Here is a 16,927-nt window from a genome sequence, read left to right on the forward strand (position 1 = left end):
GTAGAAATCGTTTCCGTCAATTGTGACGGCAGGCAGGGCGGATTTTTCATGGACACGGCGAACCCGGACCTTTCTCAAGAAAATCCCGCCGAGGGCGCGCAGGGGCAGGCACCGGGGATCGATGTCGAAGCGCTGATGACAAGCCCCGAACGCTTCATCAACCGCGAATTCTCCTGGCTGCAATTCAACCGTCGCGTCCTCGAGGAGACGCTGAACACCGCCCATCCGCTGCTGGAGCGCGTGCGGTTTCTGTCGATCTCGGCGGCGAACCTCGATGAGTTCTTCATGGTGCGTGTCGCCGGCCTCGAAGGCCAGGTGCGCCAGGGTATCGCGATCCGCAGCCCCGACGGCAAGACCTCGGCCGAACAGCTCGACGACATTCTGAAGGAGATCGACAATCTCCAGATGGAGCAGCAGGCCTCGCTTGCCGTGCTCCAACAGTATCTCGCCAAGGAAGACATCCTGATCGTCCGCCCCACGGCGCTTTCGAGCGACGACAAGGTCTGGCTGCAGCAGGAATTCACCCAGTCGATCTTCCCGGTGCTGACCCCGCTCTCCATCGATCCGGCGCATCCGTTCCCGTTCATCCCCAACCTCGGCTTCTCCATCGGCCTGCAGCTTGAGAGCACGATGGGCAAGGAGCCGATGACGGCGCTGCTGCGTCTGCCCGTTGCGCTCGACCGCTTCATCCGCCTGCCGGATGCCAAGGGCGCGATCCGCTACATCACGCTTGAGGACGCTGTCGGCCTTTTCATCGGCAAACTTTTCCCCGGCTATATCGTGCGCGGCTCGGGCACGTTCCGCATCATCCGGGACAGCGATATCGAAGTGGAGGAAGAGGCCGAAGATCTCGTGCGCTTCTTCGAGACGGCGCTGAAGCGCCGCCGCCGCGGTTCGGTGATCCGTATCGAGACCGATTCCGAAATGCCGGAATCGCTGCGCCGCTTTGTGGTCGGCGAGCTCGGCGTGCCGGATAACCGCGTCGCCGTTCTGCCGGGCCTTCTCGCGCTCAATACGCTCTCGGAAATCACCAAGGCGCCGCGCAACGATCTTCGGTTCGAGCCCTACAATGCGCGATTTCCCGAACGCGTCCGCGAGCACGCCGGCGACTGCCTCGCCGCCATCCGCGAAAAGGACATGGTCGTCCACCACCCCTACGAAAGCTTCGACGTGGTGGTCCAGTTCCTTCTCCAGGCTGCGCGCGATCCTGACGTTCTGGCGATAAAGCAGACCCTCTACCGTACCTCGAACGACAGCCCGATCGTGCGCGCGCTGATCGACGCGGCCGAAGCCGGCAAGTCGGTAACGGCGCTGGTCGAACTGAAGGCGCGCTTCGACGAGGAGGCCAATATCCGCTGGGCACGCGACCTCGAGCGTGCCGGCGTACAGGTCGTCTTCGGCTTCATCGAGCTCAAGACGCATGCCAAGATGTCGATGGTGGTGCGGCGGGAAGAGGGCAAGCTTCGCACCTATTGCCACCTCGGCACCGGCAACTATCACCCGGTCACGGCGAAGATCTACACGGACCTGTCCTTCTTCACCTGCAACCCGACCATCGCCAACGACATGGCGAATATCTTCAACTTCATCACCGGCTACGGCGAGCCCGAGGCAGGCATGAAGCTCGCCTTCTCGCCCTATACGCTGCGCCCGCGCATCCTGCGTCATATCGAGGAGGAGATCGCGCATGCGAAGAACGGTGCGCCGGCGGCGATCTGGATGAAGATGAATTCTCTTGTGGATCCGGAAACGATCGACGCGCTTTATCGTGCGAGCCAGGCGGGCGTGGATGTCGATCTCGTGGTGCGCGGCATCTGCTGCCTTCGCCCGCAAGTGCCGGGGCTGTCGGACAATATCCGCGTCAAATCGATCGTTGGTCGCTTCCTTGAACACTCCCGTATCTTCTGTTTCGGCAATGGCCACGGGCTTCCCTCCGACAAGGCGCTGGTCTATATAGGCTCCGCGGACATGATGCCGCGAAACCTGGACCGGCGGGTCGAGACACTCGTGCCTCTGATCAACCGGACGGTGCATGAGCAGGTTCTCTCGCAGATCATGTTGGGCAATCTCATCGATAACCAGCAGAGCTACGAGATCCTTGCGGACGGAACGTCACGGCGCATGGAAGTGCAGCCCGGTGCCGAGCCGTTCAACGCTCAGCACTACTTCATGACCAATCCCAGCCTGTCGGGCCGGGGTGAAGCCCTGAAGTCCAGCGCACCGAAGGCGATCGCGGGCTGGCAAGGCCGCCGCAGGAAATAAACTGGAACCGCATGGTTGAATCTGAAGCGCAGGGGCGTTTGCCTGGAATTGCCCCGGTGTCGGTCGTGGATATCGGTTCCAACTCGATTCGCCTCGTCATCTACGAGGGCATGAGCCGTTCGCCGGCCATGCTGTTCAACGAGAAGGTCATGTGCGGCCTCGGCAAGGGCCTTGCGAAGACCGGACGCATGGACCAGGCGAGCGTCGAACGCGCGCTGAATGCGCTGCACCGTTTCAAGGCCCTCTCCAGGCAGGCCCGCGCCTCCACCATGTATGCGCTGGCGACCGCCGCTGCGCGCGAGGCGGAAAACGGCCCTGATTTCATTCATCAGGCCGAGATGATCCTCGGCCAGAAGGTGCGCGTGCTGACCGGCGAGGAGGAGGCCTATTTCTCCGCGCTCGGTATCGTCAGCGGTTTTCATGATACCGACGGCATCGTAGGCGACCTCGGCGGCGGCTCTCTGGAACTGATTGATGTCGCTGGCGGCATGATCGGCCGCGGCATCACGCTGCCGCTCGGCGGCATCCGGTTGTCGGAAGCCTCGGGTGGTTCGGCGGCCCAAGCCCGCATCGTCGCGCGCAAGTATCTGCGCCACGCCGATCTCTTGAAGAAGGGTGCCGGCCGTGCCTTCTATGCCGTCGGTGGTACCTGGCGCGCCATCGGCACGCTGCATATGGAGATCCAGAACTATCCCCTGCATATGATCCAGGGCTACGAACTCGGCTTTTCCGACGCCATGGACTTCCTGACGGACATCGTCACCGCCAAGGACCAGAAGGATCAGGCCTACGGCGCGATCTCCAAGAGCCGCCGCAACCTTCTGCCATTCGGCGCGGTCGCCATGCAGGAGACGATCGCCATCATGAAGCCCTCGCGGGTCTTCTTTTCCGCGCAGGGCGTGCGCGAGGGTTATCTCTATTCGCTGCTCGCCGACCGCGAGAAGACGCGCGACCCGCTGCTTGCCGCCGCCGGCGAACTCGCCATCCTGCGCGCCCGCTCGCCCGAGCATGCCCGCGAACTCGCCGCCTGGACGGGCCGCATGATGCCGCTTTTCGGCATCGCCGAAACGGCGGAGGAACACCGCTACCGCGAGGCCGCCTGCCTTTTGGCCGATATCAGCTGGCGCGCGCACCCGGATTACCGTGGCCTTCAGGCTTTGAATCTCATCGCGCACGGCACCTTCATCGGCATCACCCATCCCGGCCGCGCCTTCATCGCGCTTGCCAACTACTACCGTTTCGAAGGCCTGAACGACGATGCGGTGAGCAGTTCGCTGGCCGGCATCGCAACACCGCGCCTGCGCGAGCTCGCCAAGCTTGTCGGCGGCCTACTGCGCATCGTCTATCTTTTCTCGGCGTCCATGCCCGGCGTCGTGCCGCATCTGGCGTTCCGCAGGTCTGGCAATCCGGATATCGATCTCGAACTCGTCGTGCCCTCGGATTATTCCGAGCTTGCCGGCGAACGCCTCGATGGCCGCCTGCAGCAGCTTGCGAAGCTGACCGGCAAGCGGCTTGCCTTCACGTTCCTGTAAGGATGGCCATGCGAATCCCGTTCGGACCGATCTTCGCAGCCGGCCTTCTCCTCGCCGGCCATGCCGCCGCACAGGAGTGGCAGGCAACCGAGCGCGTGGAACCCTATACGGTACAGGGAACCACGGGCCTCGAAATCTACCGGTCGATAGGGGAACGCGGTCCGCAACTCGGCGTTGCCCGCGTCATCGCCCATACCGGCTTCAAGCTGACCTGGACGCGCAAATACGAGCGCCAGGGCGATGCCTGCGTCATCACGGTCAACAAGCCGAAGCTCGTCATCACCTACACCTTGCCCAAGCTGAAATCGAAGCTCTCCGAGCCGCTGAAAGGCCGCTGGGACACCTTCATCGCGGGCGTGACCGCGCACGAGAAGATCCACGGCGACTTCATCAAGGACATGGTCAAGCAGATCGAGGCGATGAGCGTCGGCATGACGGTCGAGAACGACCCGAACTGCAAAAAGATCCGTCCGCAGCTTCAGGCCCGCCTTGGCGAACTTTCTGATGCCCAGCGTGCGCGCAGCCGTGATTTCGACAAGGTCGAACTGAGCGACGGCGGCAATGTCCATCAGTTGATCTTGCAGCTGGTCGATCCGCGCTAATATATCTCCCGTCAGCCATGGTAATACCGGCTTGCTTTTTCTGCGCGAATGCTTTTTCAATTCTGGGTAGATGCGAAACGGTTTTGTGTGGGGGAGCAGCATGGCCACGATCAAAGCATTGTCTCTCGGTGATGCCGGCCTCAAGCTCGAGATCGATACTTCATTCTTCTAAGGGCCAGGACGGACGTCTTGGGGAGGGGCTGAAATGGCAAAATTTCTCGGTAGCAAGGTCGATCAGGATCAGGTGATGACGGCTCTGCATGTTCAGTTCGGGCCGATGCCGGGCTGGGAGCAGGTGACGGCCAAGGACCTCGGCCTGAGTGGTGGATCGAAAACCTTCTTCGCCAACAGCGTCTATGCGGATGCCGGGCTGGAAATCTATCGCGATCAGCAGAACCCGAAGAATTTCATCCTGAATTTTTCCGCGCTGGAATTCGACGGCGTTCCCGCCGTTTTCGGCCACTATCTGGGCAACCCGCCGAAGTTCGACACGAAGTATGCCGACGACTACGCGAAGATCTATGCGGCGGTCGGAAAGCTCGCCAAGGGCGGCGATGTTCTCGTCACCGGTTTCAGCCTCGGCGGCTTGGCCGTCAACCAGATGGCGGACCGGGCCAATACGGAATTCTCGAAATCGGATCTCACCTTCGTCGCGCTCGGAGGAGAATACATCTCCAGCTCTTCCGCCAAGCTCGTCAATCTCGGGGCTTACAACGATTGGTTCTTCGGCGCGTACAATGCCTATGCCCGGCTCTACGAAAAGAACGACCCCGGTCTGAAGACTATCAAGAATTTTGCCGAAACCGTCTTCGCCGAGGACCGCCACCTCGACAAGCTTCCGGCCGGAAGCTTTTTGAGGGAGTTCTTTTCCTTCGACCGAACCGAAACCCATCTGCCCAACTCGGTGAACTGGGCCTTTCATTTTGAGGACGGCGGCAAGAAGAGCTTTATCGTCGACAACTATGATTGGGGCCATGCTTCCTTTGCCATGTACGATGCGGTGATGGCGATAGGCGCGGCGCCATTCTCCAGCGAGCTTTCGCTGAAAACCGCAACCCTTTTCGACTTTGACACCGAAGAGGGGGGCGTTCTCAATGTCGGCGGCTACCTGTCGGAATTCGCGGTGACGCCGAAGACGCTCTACACGATCGGCTCGATCGCGGCCCGGGATGTCATCAACGGCGGCAAGTACCATGATCGCATCGCCGGCCTGGGCGGAAACGATACGTTGAAAGGGGCCGCCGGCAACGACAAGCTCTACGGTGGCGCAGGCTCGGATAAACTCTATGGCGGCGCCGGCAAGGACACGCTGGTGGGCGACAGCGGCAATGACGTGTTGAAAGGCGATGCGGGCAACGATGTGTTGCTCGGCGGTGCAGGCGCCGACAGACTTTATGGTGGAGCGGGCGCGGATACGTTCGTTTTCCGCTCGCTGTCGCATTCAACGACGGCCGCGAGCCGGCGCGATACGATCTACGATTTCAAGCCGTCCGAAAAGGACCGGATCGACCTCTCGGTCATCGATGCCAATACAAAGGTCTCGGGCAACCAGGAATTCAAGTTCATCAAGACGGCCGACTTCCACAAGAAGGCCGGCGAACTGCGCTACGAAAAGACCGGTGGGGATACCCTCATCCAGGGCGATGCAAACGGCGATGGCAAGGCGGATTTCGCCATTCTCATCGATGCGAGCGTGACGCTCAGGCTGGGGGATTTCATTCTCTAGGGCATTTCCAGCCAAAGCGAGTTCGCTTCGGCGTCGGATCGTGCGGTAAAATAAAACCCTGGACCATGTCCAGCGGAGGAGCCGGCGGCGTCCGAAGAGGCCGCCGGCTCTTGCTTATTCCGCCTTCAGGAAGTCGGCGACATCGAGAAGCACGAATTCGTTGTCGTCGGCCTTGTCCAGCGCGCGGCCGGCGGAGAAGGGCAGGTTGTTGTCGTTGCCGACGATGATGCGGGTCTCGTCCACGCGGTCGACGTTCTCGATCGTGAGGAACGGCATGTCGTAGAAGCCGTCGCCGCCACCCTGGCGCTTCTTGTTGTCGGGGTCGGCGATCTTGAGCAGATCGATGTAGCCGATCTTGCGCACGGCCTTGCCGACGGTCTCGTCGGTCATGGCGATCTTGTAGATGCGCTTGACCTTGGAGGCGGTGGCGAAGCAATCCGGTTTCGGGTCCTTCGGATCGGCGCAGGCCTTGTCGGCGGTGCCCACGCCGTTGTCGCGCTCGATCACCAGCGCCGTGGTGGCGTCCAGCATGTTAAAATCGCCGATCGCTTCGCCGCCTTCAGCGAGCGGATAGAGCCAGCTGCGGCCCGTCCAAGCCTTCGAGGCGACGTCGAGTTCGATGATGCGCAGCGCCGGGCGACCGTCCGCCTGCTCGACGCTCTCGCTGTCGACCCAGATCGGACCTTCCAGCAGGCCGTAGAGTTTTGCGCCGTCCTTCGAAAGCGCAAGGCCCTCGTAGCCGCCGGAGCGCTTGAGGTTGAAGGCCGGCATCTTCTTCGAGGGATCAGCCTGCACGGCGAGCGTTGCATTGTCGGGCGAAGTCACCGGCTTGCCGTCGACCTCGGTGGCGATCACGTCGGTCAGCTTGCCCTCCAGGTCGAATTTCAGGATATAGGGACCGAACTCCTCGCCGATCCAGAAACCGTCGGCGACCGGCTGGATGGATTCGATGTCGAAGTCACCGCCGGTGAGGTAGCGCTTCTCGGCTCCTTCCATGACGATCGGGAAGGGCGCCTTCTTGTCCGGGTCGGAAAGGAACACGGTCTTGACGGGCTCCATCGTGCCCTTGTCCCAGTCGAAGCGCACATTGTGGATCATCAGCATGGCGTCGGTGGAGTTGAGCTTGTTGCCGAAGCCGTTATCGGACAGCGTCCAGAACGAGCCGTCCTCCATGGCCTTGATGCCGGAGAAGCCCTGCATGGGCTGACCATCGAAAGGCAGCGAAAGGCCGGTCTCGCGCACGCCGTCCTTGCCCATGACGGTGCCGAGCGCGTCGACGCGCTTGCGGTCGGCGGTGGAAAACTTGCCCGAGGTCTTGAGGTAGCCGGCAGCGTCGGCGGGGGCTGCGATGATCGTGTTGGCCGGAAGGATCGCATGGGCCTTCAGCGTGGCCGGAAATTCCTTCTCCGCGGCGAAGGCGACGGTCGTCATCAGAAGCGAAAGAGCAGCGGTGGTGAAAAGATGTTTGGTCATAACAGTCCTCATGGTTCGCAAAGCGACGCCGCTAGATAAGCGTGCTGCATGACCGCTGCTTGACAGTTGCTTGTCGCTTTCGTGACGGCGGCAAGCAGTCCGCGGAAGCCCTGCCGCCTGATGAGACCCCGGCTGGCGGGCAAAATCCGCGCCGCGATTGCGAGGTCGCCGCAATGGTTAATTCACCCTTGATTTTTCAGCTGCGGCTTGTTCAATTCTTGCTTGAATTCCGCGACGGCGTGGTAAAGTCCGTGACAGGTGGCGTCCCGGCGCGGTTCTCCACGGGGAGGTTTCTGTTGCCGGCGGCCGGTTTGCGCAACGAACCGGACTGGACGGGTCGCGCCTGCGGACGAGTTTGCCGCATCGTCGCGGCGCCGGCATCCGGAAAACGGCATCGCCTTCGGGCACCATGAACAGGGGAACGGGAGAGAACGCAGATGAGCAGCATCACAACGGATGTCAGTGCCACCCTCAACGGCAAGAACAGCTTCAGGGTGGGTGACGATGTCTATCGCTGGAACGATCGCTGGATCACCATGGTCGATGTATGGGCCGACGACAACGGGCCGATCCGCGAGGTGGATTTCACGCTGGGCGGCAACAGCTGGGGAACCTACCTGCTGAAGTTCAGCGGCAAGACCGACTCCACGATCGTCGACAAGACGACGGGCACGACCGACGACAATCGCGTCTATATCGACTTCATTTCCTTCGACAGCAGGGGCACGAACAAGCTCACGCTGGTCAATGCCGAGGTCGGCGTGATCAATGGCTACCGAGGTTCCGAAACGGTCAAGGTCGGCTTCTATGCCAATGCCGTGACCCTTGGCCGGGGCGACGATACGTTGACGCTGACCGGTGCCGGTGAAGTCGGCACGGCGCTGCTCGGCCGGGGCGACGACAGGCTGATCACCGCCAACGGTCTCATCAACACGGTCGATATGGGACGCGGCAACGACACGGTCTCGCTGGGCGTCGGTGGGGCCGATTACATCCAGCTGGGGCGTGACGCCGACACGATCAAGTTCAAGGCGCTTGCCGACCCGGTCAAGAATGTCATCGTCGACGGCGGCGAGGGCATATCGGACGACCTGCCGGGGGCCGAGGATTCCGACACAGTCAATTTTTCCGCCTTCTCCGGGCGTCTGCGGATCGACCTGAACGGGCGCTCCGATGTGGAGACTTCCGACGGTATCTTCACCATCCGGAATTTCGAGAACGCGATCGGCGGCAAGGGAAGGGACGTCATCACGGCCAATGACGACGCGAACCTTCTGAGTGGCGGCGGCGGTGCCGATATCTTCGTCTTCGGATCGCGGGCGGCCATCAAGGGCGATCATGTTACCGATTTCGATCAGGGCGAAAAGGACCGGATCGATTTCTCGGATATCGATGCAAACAGCGCCGCGAACGGGAACCAGGCCTTCAAGTTCATTGCCAAGGCGGGGTTCAGCGACACGGCGGGCGAGTTGCGTTATCTGGTGAAATCCGGCGACACCCTTGTGCAGGGTGACGTCAACGGCGACGGCAAGGCGGATTTCACCCTTACCATCGACGGCAGCTTTACCCTCAAGGCCGGCGATTTCATCCTCTGAGCGAACCCGCAAAGAGCAAGGGCGGCCCGTGGCCGCCCTTTTGCGTCTTCAGTGTGGCAAGTCGGACGCCGCTGGGATTTCCACCGCCTCGATCTTCTTGTCGACGAAGCGCAGCGCCACCTTGCCGCCGATGAGGTTGAGGGCGGTTTCGCCGAAGAGGTCGCGGCGCCAGCCGTGGAGCGCGGCAACCTCGGCAGCCTCGCCTTCGATGGCGATCTTTTCGAGATCGTCGGAATTGGCGATGATCTTGGCGGCGACGCCTTCCTTTTCGGAAACGATCTTCAGCAGCACCTTCAGCATTTCGCTGGCCGATGCGGCCCCTTCCGGAACGTGGGTCTGGCGCGGCAGGCGCGGCAGGTCGGTCTTCGGGATTGCCAGCGCCTCGGCGATGGCCTCGAGCAGCGCGGCGCCGGATTGCGAGCGTTCCCATCCCTTGGGAATGGTGCGCAGGCGCGCAAGCGCCTCTGCGTCGGCGGGCTGCTGCTGGGCGATTTCGTAGATCGTGTCGTCCTTCAGGATGCGCGAGCGCGGCACGTTGCGGCTGCGCGCCTCACGTTCACGCCAGGCGGCGACCTTCTGAAGCACGGCGAGTTCGATCGGCTTCTTGACGCGCATCTTGAGCCGCTTCCAGGCATCGTCGGGATGCAGGTCGTAGGTATCGCGCGATTCCAGAACCGCCATTTCCTCGGTCAGCCACAGCGAGCGGCCGGCCTCCTCGAGTTTTTCCTTCAGCGCCAGGTAGACGTCGCGCAGATGCGTCACGTCGGCCAGCGCATATTCGAGCTGCTTGTCGGTAAGCGGGCGGCGGCTCCAGTCGGTGAAGCGCGAGGACTTGTCGATATGTTCGCCCTTGATCTTCTGTACGAGCTGGTCGTAGGAGACGCTGTCGCCGAAGCCGCAGACCATGGCCGCGACCTGCGTGTCGAAGATCGGATGCGGAATGAGATTGCCACGGTTGAAGATGATTTCGATGTCCTGCCGCGCGGCGTGAAACACCTTGAGCACGGCGGAATTCGCCATCAATTCGAAGAAGGGCGCGAGATCGAGACCCTTGGCGAGCGGATCGACGATGACCTCGATCTCCGGGCCGGCGAGCTGGATCAGGCAAAGTTCCGGCCAGAAGGTCGTTTCCCGCAGGAACTCCGTGTCGATGGTCAGATACTCGGAACGTGCGAGCGTCTCACAGGCGTCGCGAAGGGCTGCGGTGGTCTCGATGATCTGCATGATGGTCTCGGGCGGACTTTCTCGATTTTTTGATCGGGCAGCTTTAGACGGTCCGCGGTTTTGCCACAATCGAAAACTTGCCTCGCTTCCCCACGGCGTCATCCTCGGGCTCGCCCCGAGGATCCATCGGTTTCTGCGGCATGGATGGTCGGGGCAAGCCCGACCATGACGGAGGATGGGGGGTCAGGTTACGCGCACATAGCTCGTCATGCCCGTCTTCTGGTGTTCGATGATGTGGCAATGGAACACCCAGTCGCCCGGATTGTCGGCGACCAGCGCCAGCTGCACCTTCTCGTCCGGCAGAATGAGATAGGTATCGGAAAAATGCGGGCGGATCGTCTGCTTGTTCGAATTCATCGGCCGGAAGGCGAGGCCGTGCAGGTGCAGCGGGTGGACCTGCGGCGTCGGGTTCTCGACATTGAAGATATAGGTCCGGCCCGCCTTCATCTCGGCGAGCGGCGCGGTCGGGTCGCCGGTATCGTCGGCCCACGGCACCTTGTTGATGGCCCAGAAATTGTAGCCGAGCGATCCGCAGATGCCGTCCTTCGGCCGTTCCTCGGCGGAAGCGCTGAGGATGAAGGGCAGTTGCGTGGCGGCGGACAGGTCGGGCTCGGAGAGCGGATTTGCGGCCAGCGCCGGCAGGTCGCCGATATCGCGCTTCAGCGAGCTGCCGACGGCGCGGAAGGTGGCAAGCGTCGCTGGCTTGGTGCCGCGCAGGTCCATGAGCGCAGCGACGCCGCCTTCCGTGTCCGGCATGCGCAGAACGAGGTCGAGCCGCTGGCCGGGGCCGATCATCAGGTGATCGAGCGCAAAACGTTCGGCAGCCGGGTTGCCGTCGAAAGCGATCACCTGTGCCTCCGCTCCGTCGAGGTTCAGCGCAAGGATGCGGGTGACGTCGGTGGCGGCAAGACGCAGGCGCACCAGTCCGCCGGCGGGCGCATCATATTGCGGCGACCGTCGCCAATTGGCGGTGCGCACGGTGCCGAATGTGCCGGCGCGGGCGGCATCGCGCGGCTTGAACTGGGCAATGAACTGCCCGTCGCCGCCGAGCCGCCAGTCACGCAGGTTCAGCACGATCTCCGCGTCGAAGACGGGGTCGGCGGGATCCTCCACCACGATGAGGCCGGTGAGGCCGCGGCCGATCTGCTCCAGCGTGTTGCAATGGGGGTGATACCAGAAGGTGCCGGCATCGGGCGGCGTGAAGCCATAGTTGAACCCGTCGCCGCCATAGACATAGGGCTGCGTCAGAAAGGGCACGCCGTCCATCCGGTTGTCGATGCGCAGGCCATGCCAGTGGATGGTGGTGGGTTCGTCGAGCCTGTTGTCGAGCCTGAGCGCAAAGGGTTTTCCGCGCTGCATGCGCAGCACCGGCGGTATTTCGCCGTCGCCATAGGTCATGATGCCCCTGGTGGGGCCTTTGTCGGTAATCAGCGCCTCGGAGTTCCGCGCCACGAGCGTCGTCTTGGCCTCGGCCTTCGCCGAGAAGCCGCCGAAGCGTCCCGCGAGACTGACGCCGCCGGCATAGGCTCCGGCGACGAGGGCGCCCTTCATCAGTGTGCGGCGTGTCAGCATGGCAAATCCTCCGGTGCGTCACCCGCTTCTAAACCTGAGGGTCAAACTCAGCAATGAGCGCGACAGGACCAGATTGCCGCAGGCTCACGGGTGGCCGTTGCGGTCCTTGTCGGAGGCGGCAAGCTTGTTGAAGAAGAAGGAGGTGCGCAGAAGGTTGCGGAAGCGGCTGCGCCGTTCGCCCGTCGGCACGGCCGGCCGGGCGCTCATGCGCAGTCCCGTATAGGCCATGAAGGTGACGAGGATGACGGCAGTATAGAGAAAGAGCGCCTGCGGTCCGAAGAACTGCAAGAGCACAGAGGCGAAGAGCGGGCCGATGATCGCGCCGCAGGACCAGAAGAACAGCATGCCGGCCGAAACCAGCGCGTGTTCGCCTTCGCCGGCATGGTCGTTGGCATGCGCGGAACACAGCGAATAGAGCGGCATGGCGAAAGCGCCGAAGATGAAGATGCCGACGAGGTTGCGCCACTCGTCGCCTCCCGCGAAGAAGGCGAGATAGAGCGCAGCACAGGCCGAGCCGAGCGTTGCGACGAGGATGATCAGGCGCCGGTCGAGCCGGTCGGAATAGATGCCGAGCGGGTATTGCAACACCACGCCGCCGACGATGCCGGCACTCATGAAGTTCGCGATGGCCGTTACCGAAAGCCCGATGTCATGCGCATAGATCGGCCCCAGATTGCGGAAGGCGGCGTTGGTCAGCCCGACGACGATGCAGCCGACCGTGGCGAGCGGCGAGATGTTCCAGAGCTTCTTCACATCGAAGCGGATCGCTTCGGGAACAGTCGGGCTGGAGCGGTCGGCAAGCGAGATCGGCACCAGAGACAGCGACAGCGCCATGGCGACGATGGCGAAGAGTTCGAAGCCGCCAATGCCGATGCCGGGAATGAGATATTGCGCGGCCGTCACCGAGCCGAGATCGACGAGGCGGTAGACCGAGAGCGTGCGCGCCCGGTTGGCATTGGTCACGGAGGCGTTGAGCCAGCTTTCGACGGTGGCGAAGAGGCTGGCAAAACAGATGCCGGCGACGATGCGCATGACGAACCACATCAGCGGATCGATGAGCAGCACCATGGCAATCGCCGATGCCGAGGCGATGGCCGCCATGGCAGAGAACGTCCTGATATGCCCGATCGCCCGCAGCACGCGTGTCACATAGATGCAGCCGATGGCAAAGCCGATGCTGTAGCCCGCTCCGACGAAGCCGATGACCGACGTCGAAAACCCCTCCTGCGAAGCGCGCAGCGCAATGAACGTGCCCTGAAGGCCGTTGCCGCCGATGAGAATGCCTGCGGTGAGGAGAAGGGGAATCAGGGGGCGAATCGTGGACATGTGGCCACTATGGCGGAGGATTTGGCGAATGGGAGAGGGAATTGGGAAAGTTTTGGGACTCCGCGCGCCTTGGCATCATCGTTTGTGATGTCAGTCCAGCGGCGGCTTTTCCGGTGTCCAGGTACATTCGGTGGTGGCCGTGGTCGCTTTGCTCCCATCCACGTCCTGCGCGGTAAGCGAGACCGTCATCGCGCAGCCGCCTACGCATGTTTGGCCAACCGTTCGCGTATCGCTTTCCTGGCGGGCAAATATCAGGTTGGTAGTCGAGAGCGGGCCGAGGTGGCGAGGCTGTCCGGGTTGAAAAAGCATCGGTTCATCGACCTCGATTTCATTCACGGATACGAGCCGCATTTCGCGCCACTCGAGAACCCGATCTTTTTCGGCGTTCACGACCGAGACGGCGATGCCCTCGGGCCAGCAGCCGGCAGCAGCGATTTTGAATGAGACGCTGGTTTTAACGGTGTCCGTCGTGCTCGTTGCATATTGCCAGAGGGAAACGAAGACGAGGGCGGCGGCAATGAATTGTGAAGCACGAAGGAAATACCGCATGCGCGTGTTCAATTCCGTGCCGCAACTTCCGCAGCGCTTTGCTCCTGCATTGATAGGAGATTTGCACTCGGGGCAGTGGAAGGCGGCGGTGGCGTTTGTATCGGTCATCAAGGTTCGCCTACGGGGATGTTTCGGAAGAAGAGCGTGCTCTATAAGTGCTCAGCGGAGAGCGAATTCTTAATGTGTGCGGCAGATTTCTAGCCACATTTTCCCCGCCCTCCAAACCCATGCCTACAATCCTCAAATCCTGCCGCGGATACACCGGAGCGCGTTGCCGGCGAGGCGGGATCGGTGCCCTGGGGTTCCGGCGGTTACGCACGCCGGGGTTTCGGGGCGCGGCAGAAAATGGTTTCCCTCACGGGCTCACCTGTCGTGATACCCCGTGGTGTGCCTGTGCGGCACAGAGGACATGACCGGCGATGGCCGGATGCGGCGGCGCGAATGCCGCCTGCGTCGGACCTTTCGCATTGCCCGGCTTAGGCCGGTGTGCAGTGGCCCTGGAAAAGGCGCCGGTTCGCGTAGAGAAACCGCAGTTGCCGCGACAAGACACCGAACGGGGCGCCGGAAGGCGTCATATACACAATTCATCCGAGGCACCTTGTGGCGCCCCGTCCGAACCCGATCCGTCGGGACAGAAAGAGGCCAACCCACGGATGCCCGGAGCATTGCGTGGCTTTGCGCGCTGGCGAAAGGAGAACGCGTATGGATGTCATGCCACCCAGCCATGCCCAACCCCCGCGGGACGGACTTGCCGAACGTGCGATGCGGCAGGCCGCGACGATCCTCAGTGAACTGACGGCATGCCGCCGGCGAGCCTGCCGGCGCAACGGCTGTTGCGGCTCGCTGGTCGAAAACGGGCGCGGAGTGGTGCCTTCGGGCGCGGCGCGCGAATTTTCGCACCTCCCGCCCTGTATCGTCGGCATCGATGCCGAACTCGCCAGCGTTTTCGTCGAGCAATCCCGCATCCTGCTGGCGTTTCTCGATAAACATCCCTGTTACGAACTGCATCCGGCGCGTCTGCGGCGCGCGCACGGCAAGCAATAGCTGGAGGCGCGGGGGCAAGATCGGCGGCTCGCCGTCTTCAAAACCCGCCAAGCCTTGACAAACGGGCCTCATCATGCGCTTTTCCGCCCGATTTTTCCTGGGTAAACGCGCCGGATTCTTCCCGCGTGGTCCCTCACGCATTTCAGGATACAACGATGCACCGTTACCGCAGCCACACCTGCGCCGCCCTCCGCAAGGCCGATGTCGGCCAGACCGTTCGTCTTTCGGGCTGGGTTCACCGCGTCCGCGACCATGGCGGCGTGCTCTTCATCGACCTGCGCGACCATTACGGCATCACCCAGGTCGTCGCCGATCCGGACAGCCCGGCCTTCAAGAAGGCCGAGACGGTGCGCGGTGAATGGGTCATCCGCATCGACGGCCTCGTCAAGGCGCGCACGGAAGACACCGTCAACAAGGGCATGCCGACCGGCGAGATCGAGCTCTATGCGCAGGAGATCGAAGTGCTCTCCGCCGCCAAGGAGCTGCCGCTGCCGGTCTTCGGCGAGCCGGAATACCCGGAAGACGTGCGCCTGAAGTACCGCTTCATCGACCTGCGCCGCGAAACACTGCACAAGAACATCGTGCGCCGCACGCAGATCATCTCCTCCATGCGCAAGGGCATGGGCGAGGCCGGTTTTGCCGAATACACCACGCCGATCCTGACGGCCTCCTCGCCGGAAGGCGCGCGCGACTTCCTCGTGCCGTCGCGTATCCACGAGGGCAAGTTCTTCGCGCTGCCGCAGGCCCCGCAGCAGTACAAGCAGCTCTTGATGGTCGCCGGCTTCGACCGCTACTTCCAGATCGCGCCGTGCTTCCGCGACGAAGACCCGCGCGCCGACCGCCTGCCGGGCGAGTTCTACCAGCTCGACGTCGAGATGAGCTTCGTCACCCAGGAAGACGTCTGGGAAACGATGGAGCCGATGATGACGGCCGTCTTCGAAGAGTTCGCCGAAGGCAAGCCGGTCACGAAGCAGTGGCCGCGCATTCCCTATGACGAAGCCATCCGCAAATATGGTTCCGACAAGCCCGACCTGCGCAACCCGATCGTCATGCAGGCCGTGACCGATCATTTCGCCGGCTCCGGCTTCAAGGTCTTCGCGAACATGATCGCGTCGAACCCGAAGGTTCAGGTCTGGGCGATCCCGGCCAAGACCGGCGGCTCGCGCGCCTTCTGCGATCGCATGAACGCCTGGGCGCAGTCCACCGGCCAGCCCGGCCTCGGCTACATCTTCTGGCGCAAGGAAGGCGACAAGCTCGAGGGCGCAGGCCCGCTCGCCAAGAACATCGGCGAGGAGCGCACGGAAGCCATCCGCCAGCAGCTCGGCCTTGAAGACGGCGACGCCTGCTTCTTCGTCGCCGGCGACCCGGCCAAGTTCTACAAGTTCGCCGGTGAAGCCCGCACCCGCGCCGGCGAAGAACTGAACCTCGTCGATCGCGACCGCTTCGAAATGTGCTGGATCGTCGACTTCCCGTTCTACGAATACAACGAGGAAGAAAAGAAGATCGACTTCGCGCACAACCCGTTCTCCATGCCGCAGGGCGGCCTGGAAGCCTTCGACAGCAAGGATCCGCTGGAGCTGAAGGCCTACCAGTACGACGCGGTCTGCAACGGCTTCGAAATCGCCTCGGGCTCGATCCGTAACCAGTCGCCGGAGCTGATGGTCAAGGCCTTCGAAAAGGTGGGCTTGAGCCAGCAGGACGTGGAAGAGCGCTTCGGCGGCCTCTACCGCGCGTTCCAGTACGGCGCCCCCCCGCACGGCGGCTGCGCCTTCGGTATCGACCGCGTGGTGATGCTGCTCGTCGGTGCCAAGAACCTGCGCGAAATCTCGCTGTTCCCGATGAACCAGCAGGCGCAGGATCTCTTGATGAACGCCCCGTCGCCGGCATCGCCGACGCAGCTTCGGGAACTGGCGCTGCGCGTCGTTCCGTCCAAGAAGGACTAAGATTTCGGGAGGCGAGGGCCGTGTTGCGGCTCTCGCCTTCGGAACCCTGGGCCGACAGGCCCGTTCTCCCCGCGTCAAT

General features: G+C 62.6%; 12 protein-coding genes. 7 read left to right on the forward strand and 5 right to left on the reverse strand.

All coding sequences use genetic code 11. The features are described from left to right. The first annotated feature begins 48 nt into the window (after positions 1 to 48). The 4 genes from MUU55_RS09660 (at position 49) to MUU55_RS09675 (ending at position 6,122) form a co-directional block, all read left to right on the forward strand. Entirely contained in the window at positions 49 to 2,262 is a 2,214-nt protein-coding gene (locus tag MUU55_RS09660; protein WP_244760558.1) for an RNA degradosome polyphosphate kinase, read from the forward strand. Positions 2,263 to 2,273: 11 nt separating this feature from the next. Next, positions 2,274 to 3,794, forward strand: a complete 1,521-nt coding sequence (ppx, locus tag MUU55_RS09665) for an exopolyphosphatase (RefSeq protein WP_244760559.1) — start codon at positions 2,274 to 2,276, stop codon at positions 3,792 to 3,794. 8 nt (positions 3,795 to 3,802) lie between these two features. Further along, the gene (locus MUU55_RS09670) at positions 3,803 to 4,396 is read left to right on the forward strand and encodes a DUF922 domain-containing Zn-dependent protease (protein WP_244760560.1); all 594 of its coding nucleotides are present in this window, start codon (positions 3,803 to 3,805) and stop codon (positions 4,394 to 4,396) included. Between the two features lie 205 nt (positions 4,397 to 4,601). Continuing rightward, positions 4,602 to 6,122 (forward strand): calcium-binding protein, encoded by a 1,521-nt coding sequence (locus tag MUU55_RS09675; RefSeq protein ID WP_244760561.1) that lies wholly within the window; start codon positions 4,602 to 4,604, stop codon positions 6,120 to 6,122. Positions 6,123 to 6,236: 114 nt separating this feature from the next. Here MUU55_RS09675 and MUU55_RS09680 read toward each other — a convergent pair whose 3' ends face one another. Continuing rightward, complete coding sequence (locus tag MUU55_RS09680) at positions 6,237 to 7,595, reverse strand: esterase-like activity of phytase family protein (RefSeq protein ID WP_244760562.1); 1,359 nt, start codon at positions 7,593 to 7,595, stop codon at positions 6,237 to 6,239. A 437-nt stretch (positions 7,596 to 8,032) separates the two neighbouring features. Between MUU55_RS09680 and MUU55_RS09685 the strand changes: the two genes are divergently transcribed. Continuing rightward, positions 8,033 to 9,190: a calcium-binding protein gene (locus MUU55_RS09685; protein ID WP_244760563.1), complete on the forward strand. Its 1,158-nt coding sequence runs from the start codon at positions 8,033 to 8,035 to the stop codon at positions 9,188 to 9,190. A 48-nt stretch (positions 9,191 to 9,238) separates the two neighbouring features. Here the strand turns inward: MUU55_RS09685 and rnd are convergent, their stop codons facing one another. From rnd to MUU55_RS09705, 4 genes are all read right to left on the reverse strand, one after another. Beyond that, entirely contained in the window at positions 9,239 to 10,408 is a 1,170-nt protein-coding gene (rnd, locus tag MUU55_RS09690) for a ribonuclease D (protein WP_244760907.1), read from the reverse strand. A gap of 189 nt (positions 10,409 to 10,597) precedes the next feature. After that, positions 10,598 to 11,986 carry a multicopper oxidase family protein gene (locus MUU55_RS09695; RefSeq protein ID WP_244760564.1) on the reverse strand — a complete coding sequence of 463 codons (1,389 nt, stop codon included), beginning with the start codon at positions 11,984 to 11,986 and terminating at the stop codon, positions 10,598 to 10,600. An 84-nt stretch (positions 11,987 to 12,070) separates the two neighbouring features. Then, positions 12,071 to 13,312: an MFS transporter gene (locus MUU55_RS09700; RefSeq protein ID WP_244760565.1), complete on the reverse strand. Its 1,242-nt coding sequence runs from the start codon at positions 13,310 to 13,312 to the stop codon at positions 12,071 to 12,073. A 90-nt stretch (positions 13,313 to 13,402) separates the two neighbouring features. Beyond that, a complete protein-coding gene (locus tag MUU55_RS09705; protein WP_244760566.1) occupies positions 13,403 to 13,969 on the reverse strand; it encodes a zinc ribbon domain-containing protein in 567 nt (188 codons plus the stop codon). A 594-nt stretch (positions 13,970 to 14,563) separates the two neighbouring features. On the opposite strand from MUU55_RS09705, the gene MUU55_RS09710 reads away from it, so the two are divergent. Both MUU55_RS09710 and aspS read left to right on the forward strand, forming a co-directional pair. Further along, positions 14,564 to 14,905: a hypothetical protein gene (locus MUU55_RS09710; RefSeq protein ID WP_244760567.1), complete on the forward strand. Its 342-nt coding sequence runs from the start codon at positions 14,564 to 14,566 to the stop codon at positions 14,903 to 14,905. Between the two features lie 155 nt (positions 14,906 to 15,060). Beyond that, on the forward strand, positions 15,061 to 16,848 hold the full coding sequence (gene aspS / locus MUU55_RS09715) for an aspartate--tRNA ligase (RefSeq protein WP_244760568.1): 1,788 nt from the start codon (positions 15,061 to 15,063) through the stop codon (positions 16,846 to 16,848). The last annotated feature ends 79 nt before the right edge of the window (positions 16,849 to 16,927 follow it).

Source organism: Shinella curvata, from assembly GCF_022899935.1.
Taxonomy (GTDB): domain Bacteria; phylum Pseudomonadota; class Alphaproteobacteria; order Rhizobiales; family Rhizobiaceae; genus Shinella; species Shinella curvata.

Coding starts and splice junctions, on each gene's coding strand:
- MUU55_RS09660 (WP_244760558.1), top strand. CDS start 49: ATGGACACGGCGAACCCGGACCTTTCTCAAGAAAATCCCGCCGAGGGC.
- ppx (WP_244760559.1), top strand. CDS start 2,274: ATGGTTGAATCTGAAGCGCAGGGGCGTTTGCCTGGAATTGCCCCGGTG.
- MUU55_RS09670 (WP_244760560.1), top strand. CDS start 3,803: ATGCGAATCCCGTTCGGACCGATCTTCGCAGCCGGCCTTCTCCTCGCC.
- MUU55_RS09675 (WP_244760561.1), top strand. CDS start 4,602: ATGGCAAAATTTCTCGGTAGCAAGGTCGATCAGGATCAGGTGATGACG.
- MUU55_RS09680 (WP_244760562.1), bottom strand. CDS start 7,595: ATGACCAAACATCTTTTCACCACCGCTGCTCTTTCGCTTCTGATGACG.
- MUU55_RS09685 (WP_244760563.1), top strand. CDS start 8,033: ATGAGCAGCATCACAACGGATGTCAGTGCCACCCTCAACGGCAAGAAC.
- MUU55_RS09695 (WP_244760564.1), bottom strand. CDS start 11,986: ATGCTGACACGCCGCACACTGATGAAGGGCGCCCTCGTCGCCGGAGCC.
- MUU55_RS09700 (WP_244760565.1), bottom strand. CDS start 13,312: ATGTCCACGATTCGCCCCCTGATTCCCCTTCTCCTCACCGCAGGCATT.
- MUU55_RS09705 (WP_244760566.1), bottom strand. CDS start 13,969: ATGACCGATACAAACGCCACCGCCGCCTTCCACTGCCCCGAGTGCAAA.
- MUU55_RS09710 (WP_244760567.1), top strand. CDS start 14,564: ATGGATGTCATGCCACCCAGCCATGCCCAACCCCCGCGGGACGGACTT.
- aspS (WP_244760568.1), top strand. CDS start 15,061: ATGCACCGTTACCGCAGCCACACCTGCGCCGCCCTCCGCAAGGCCGAT.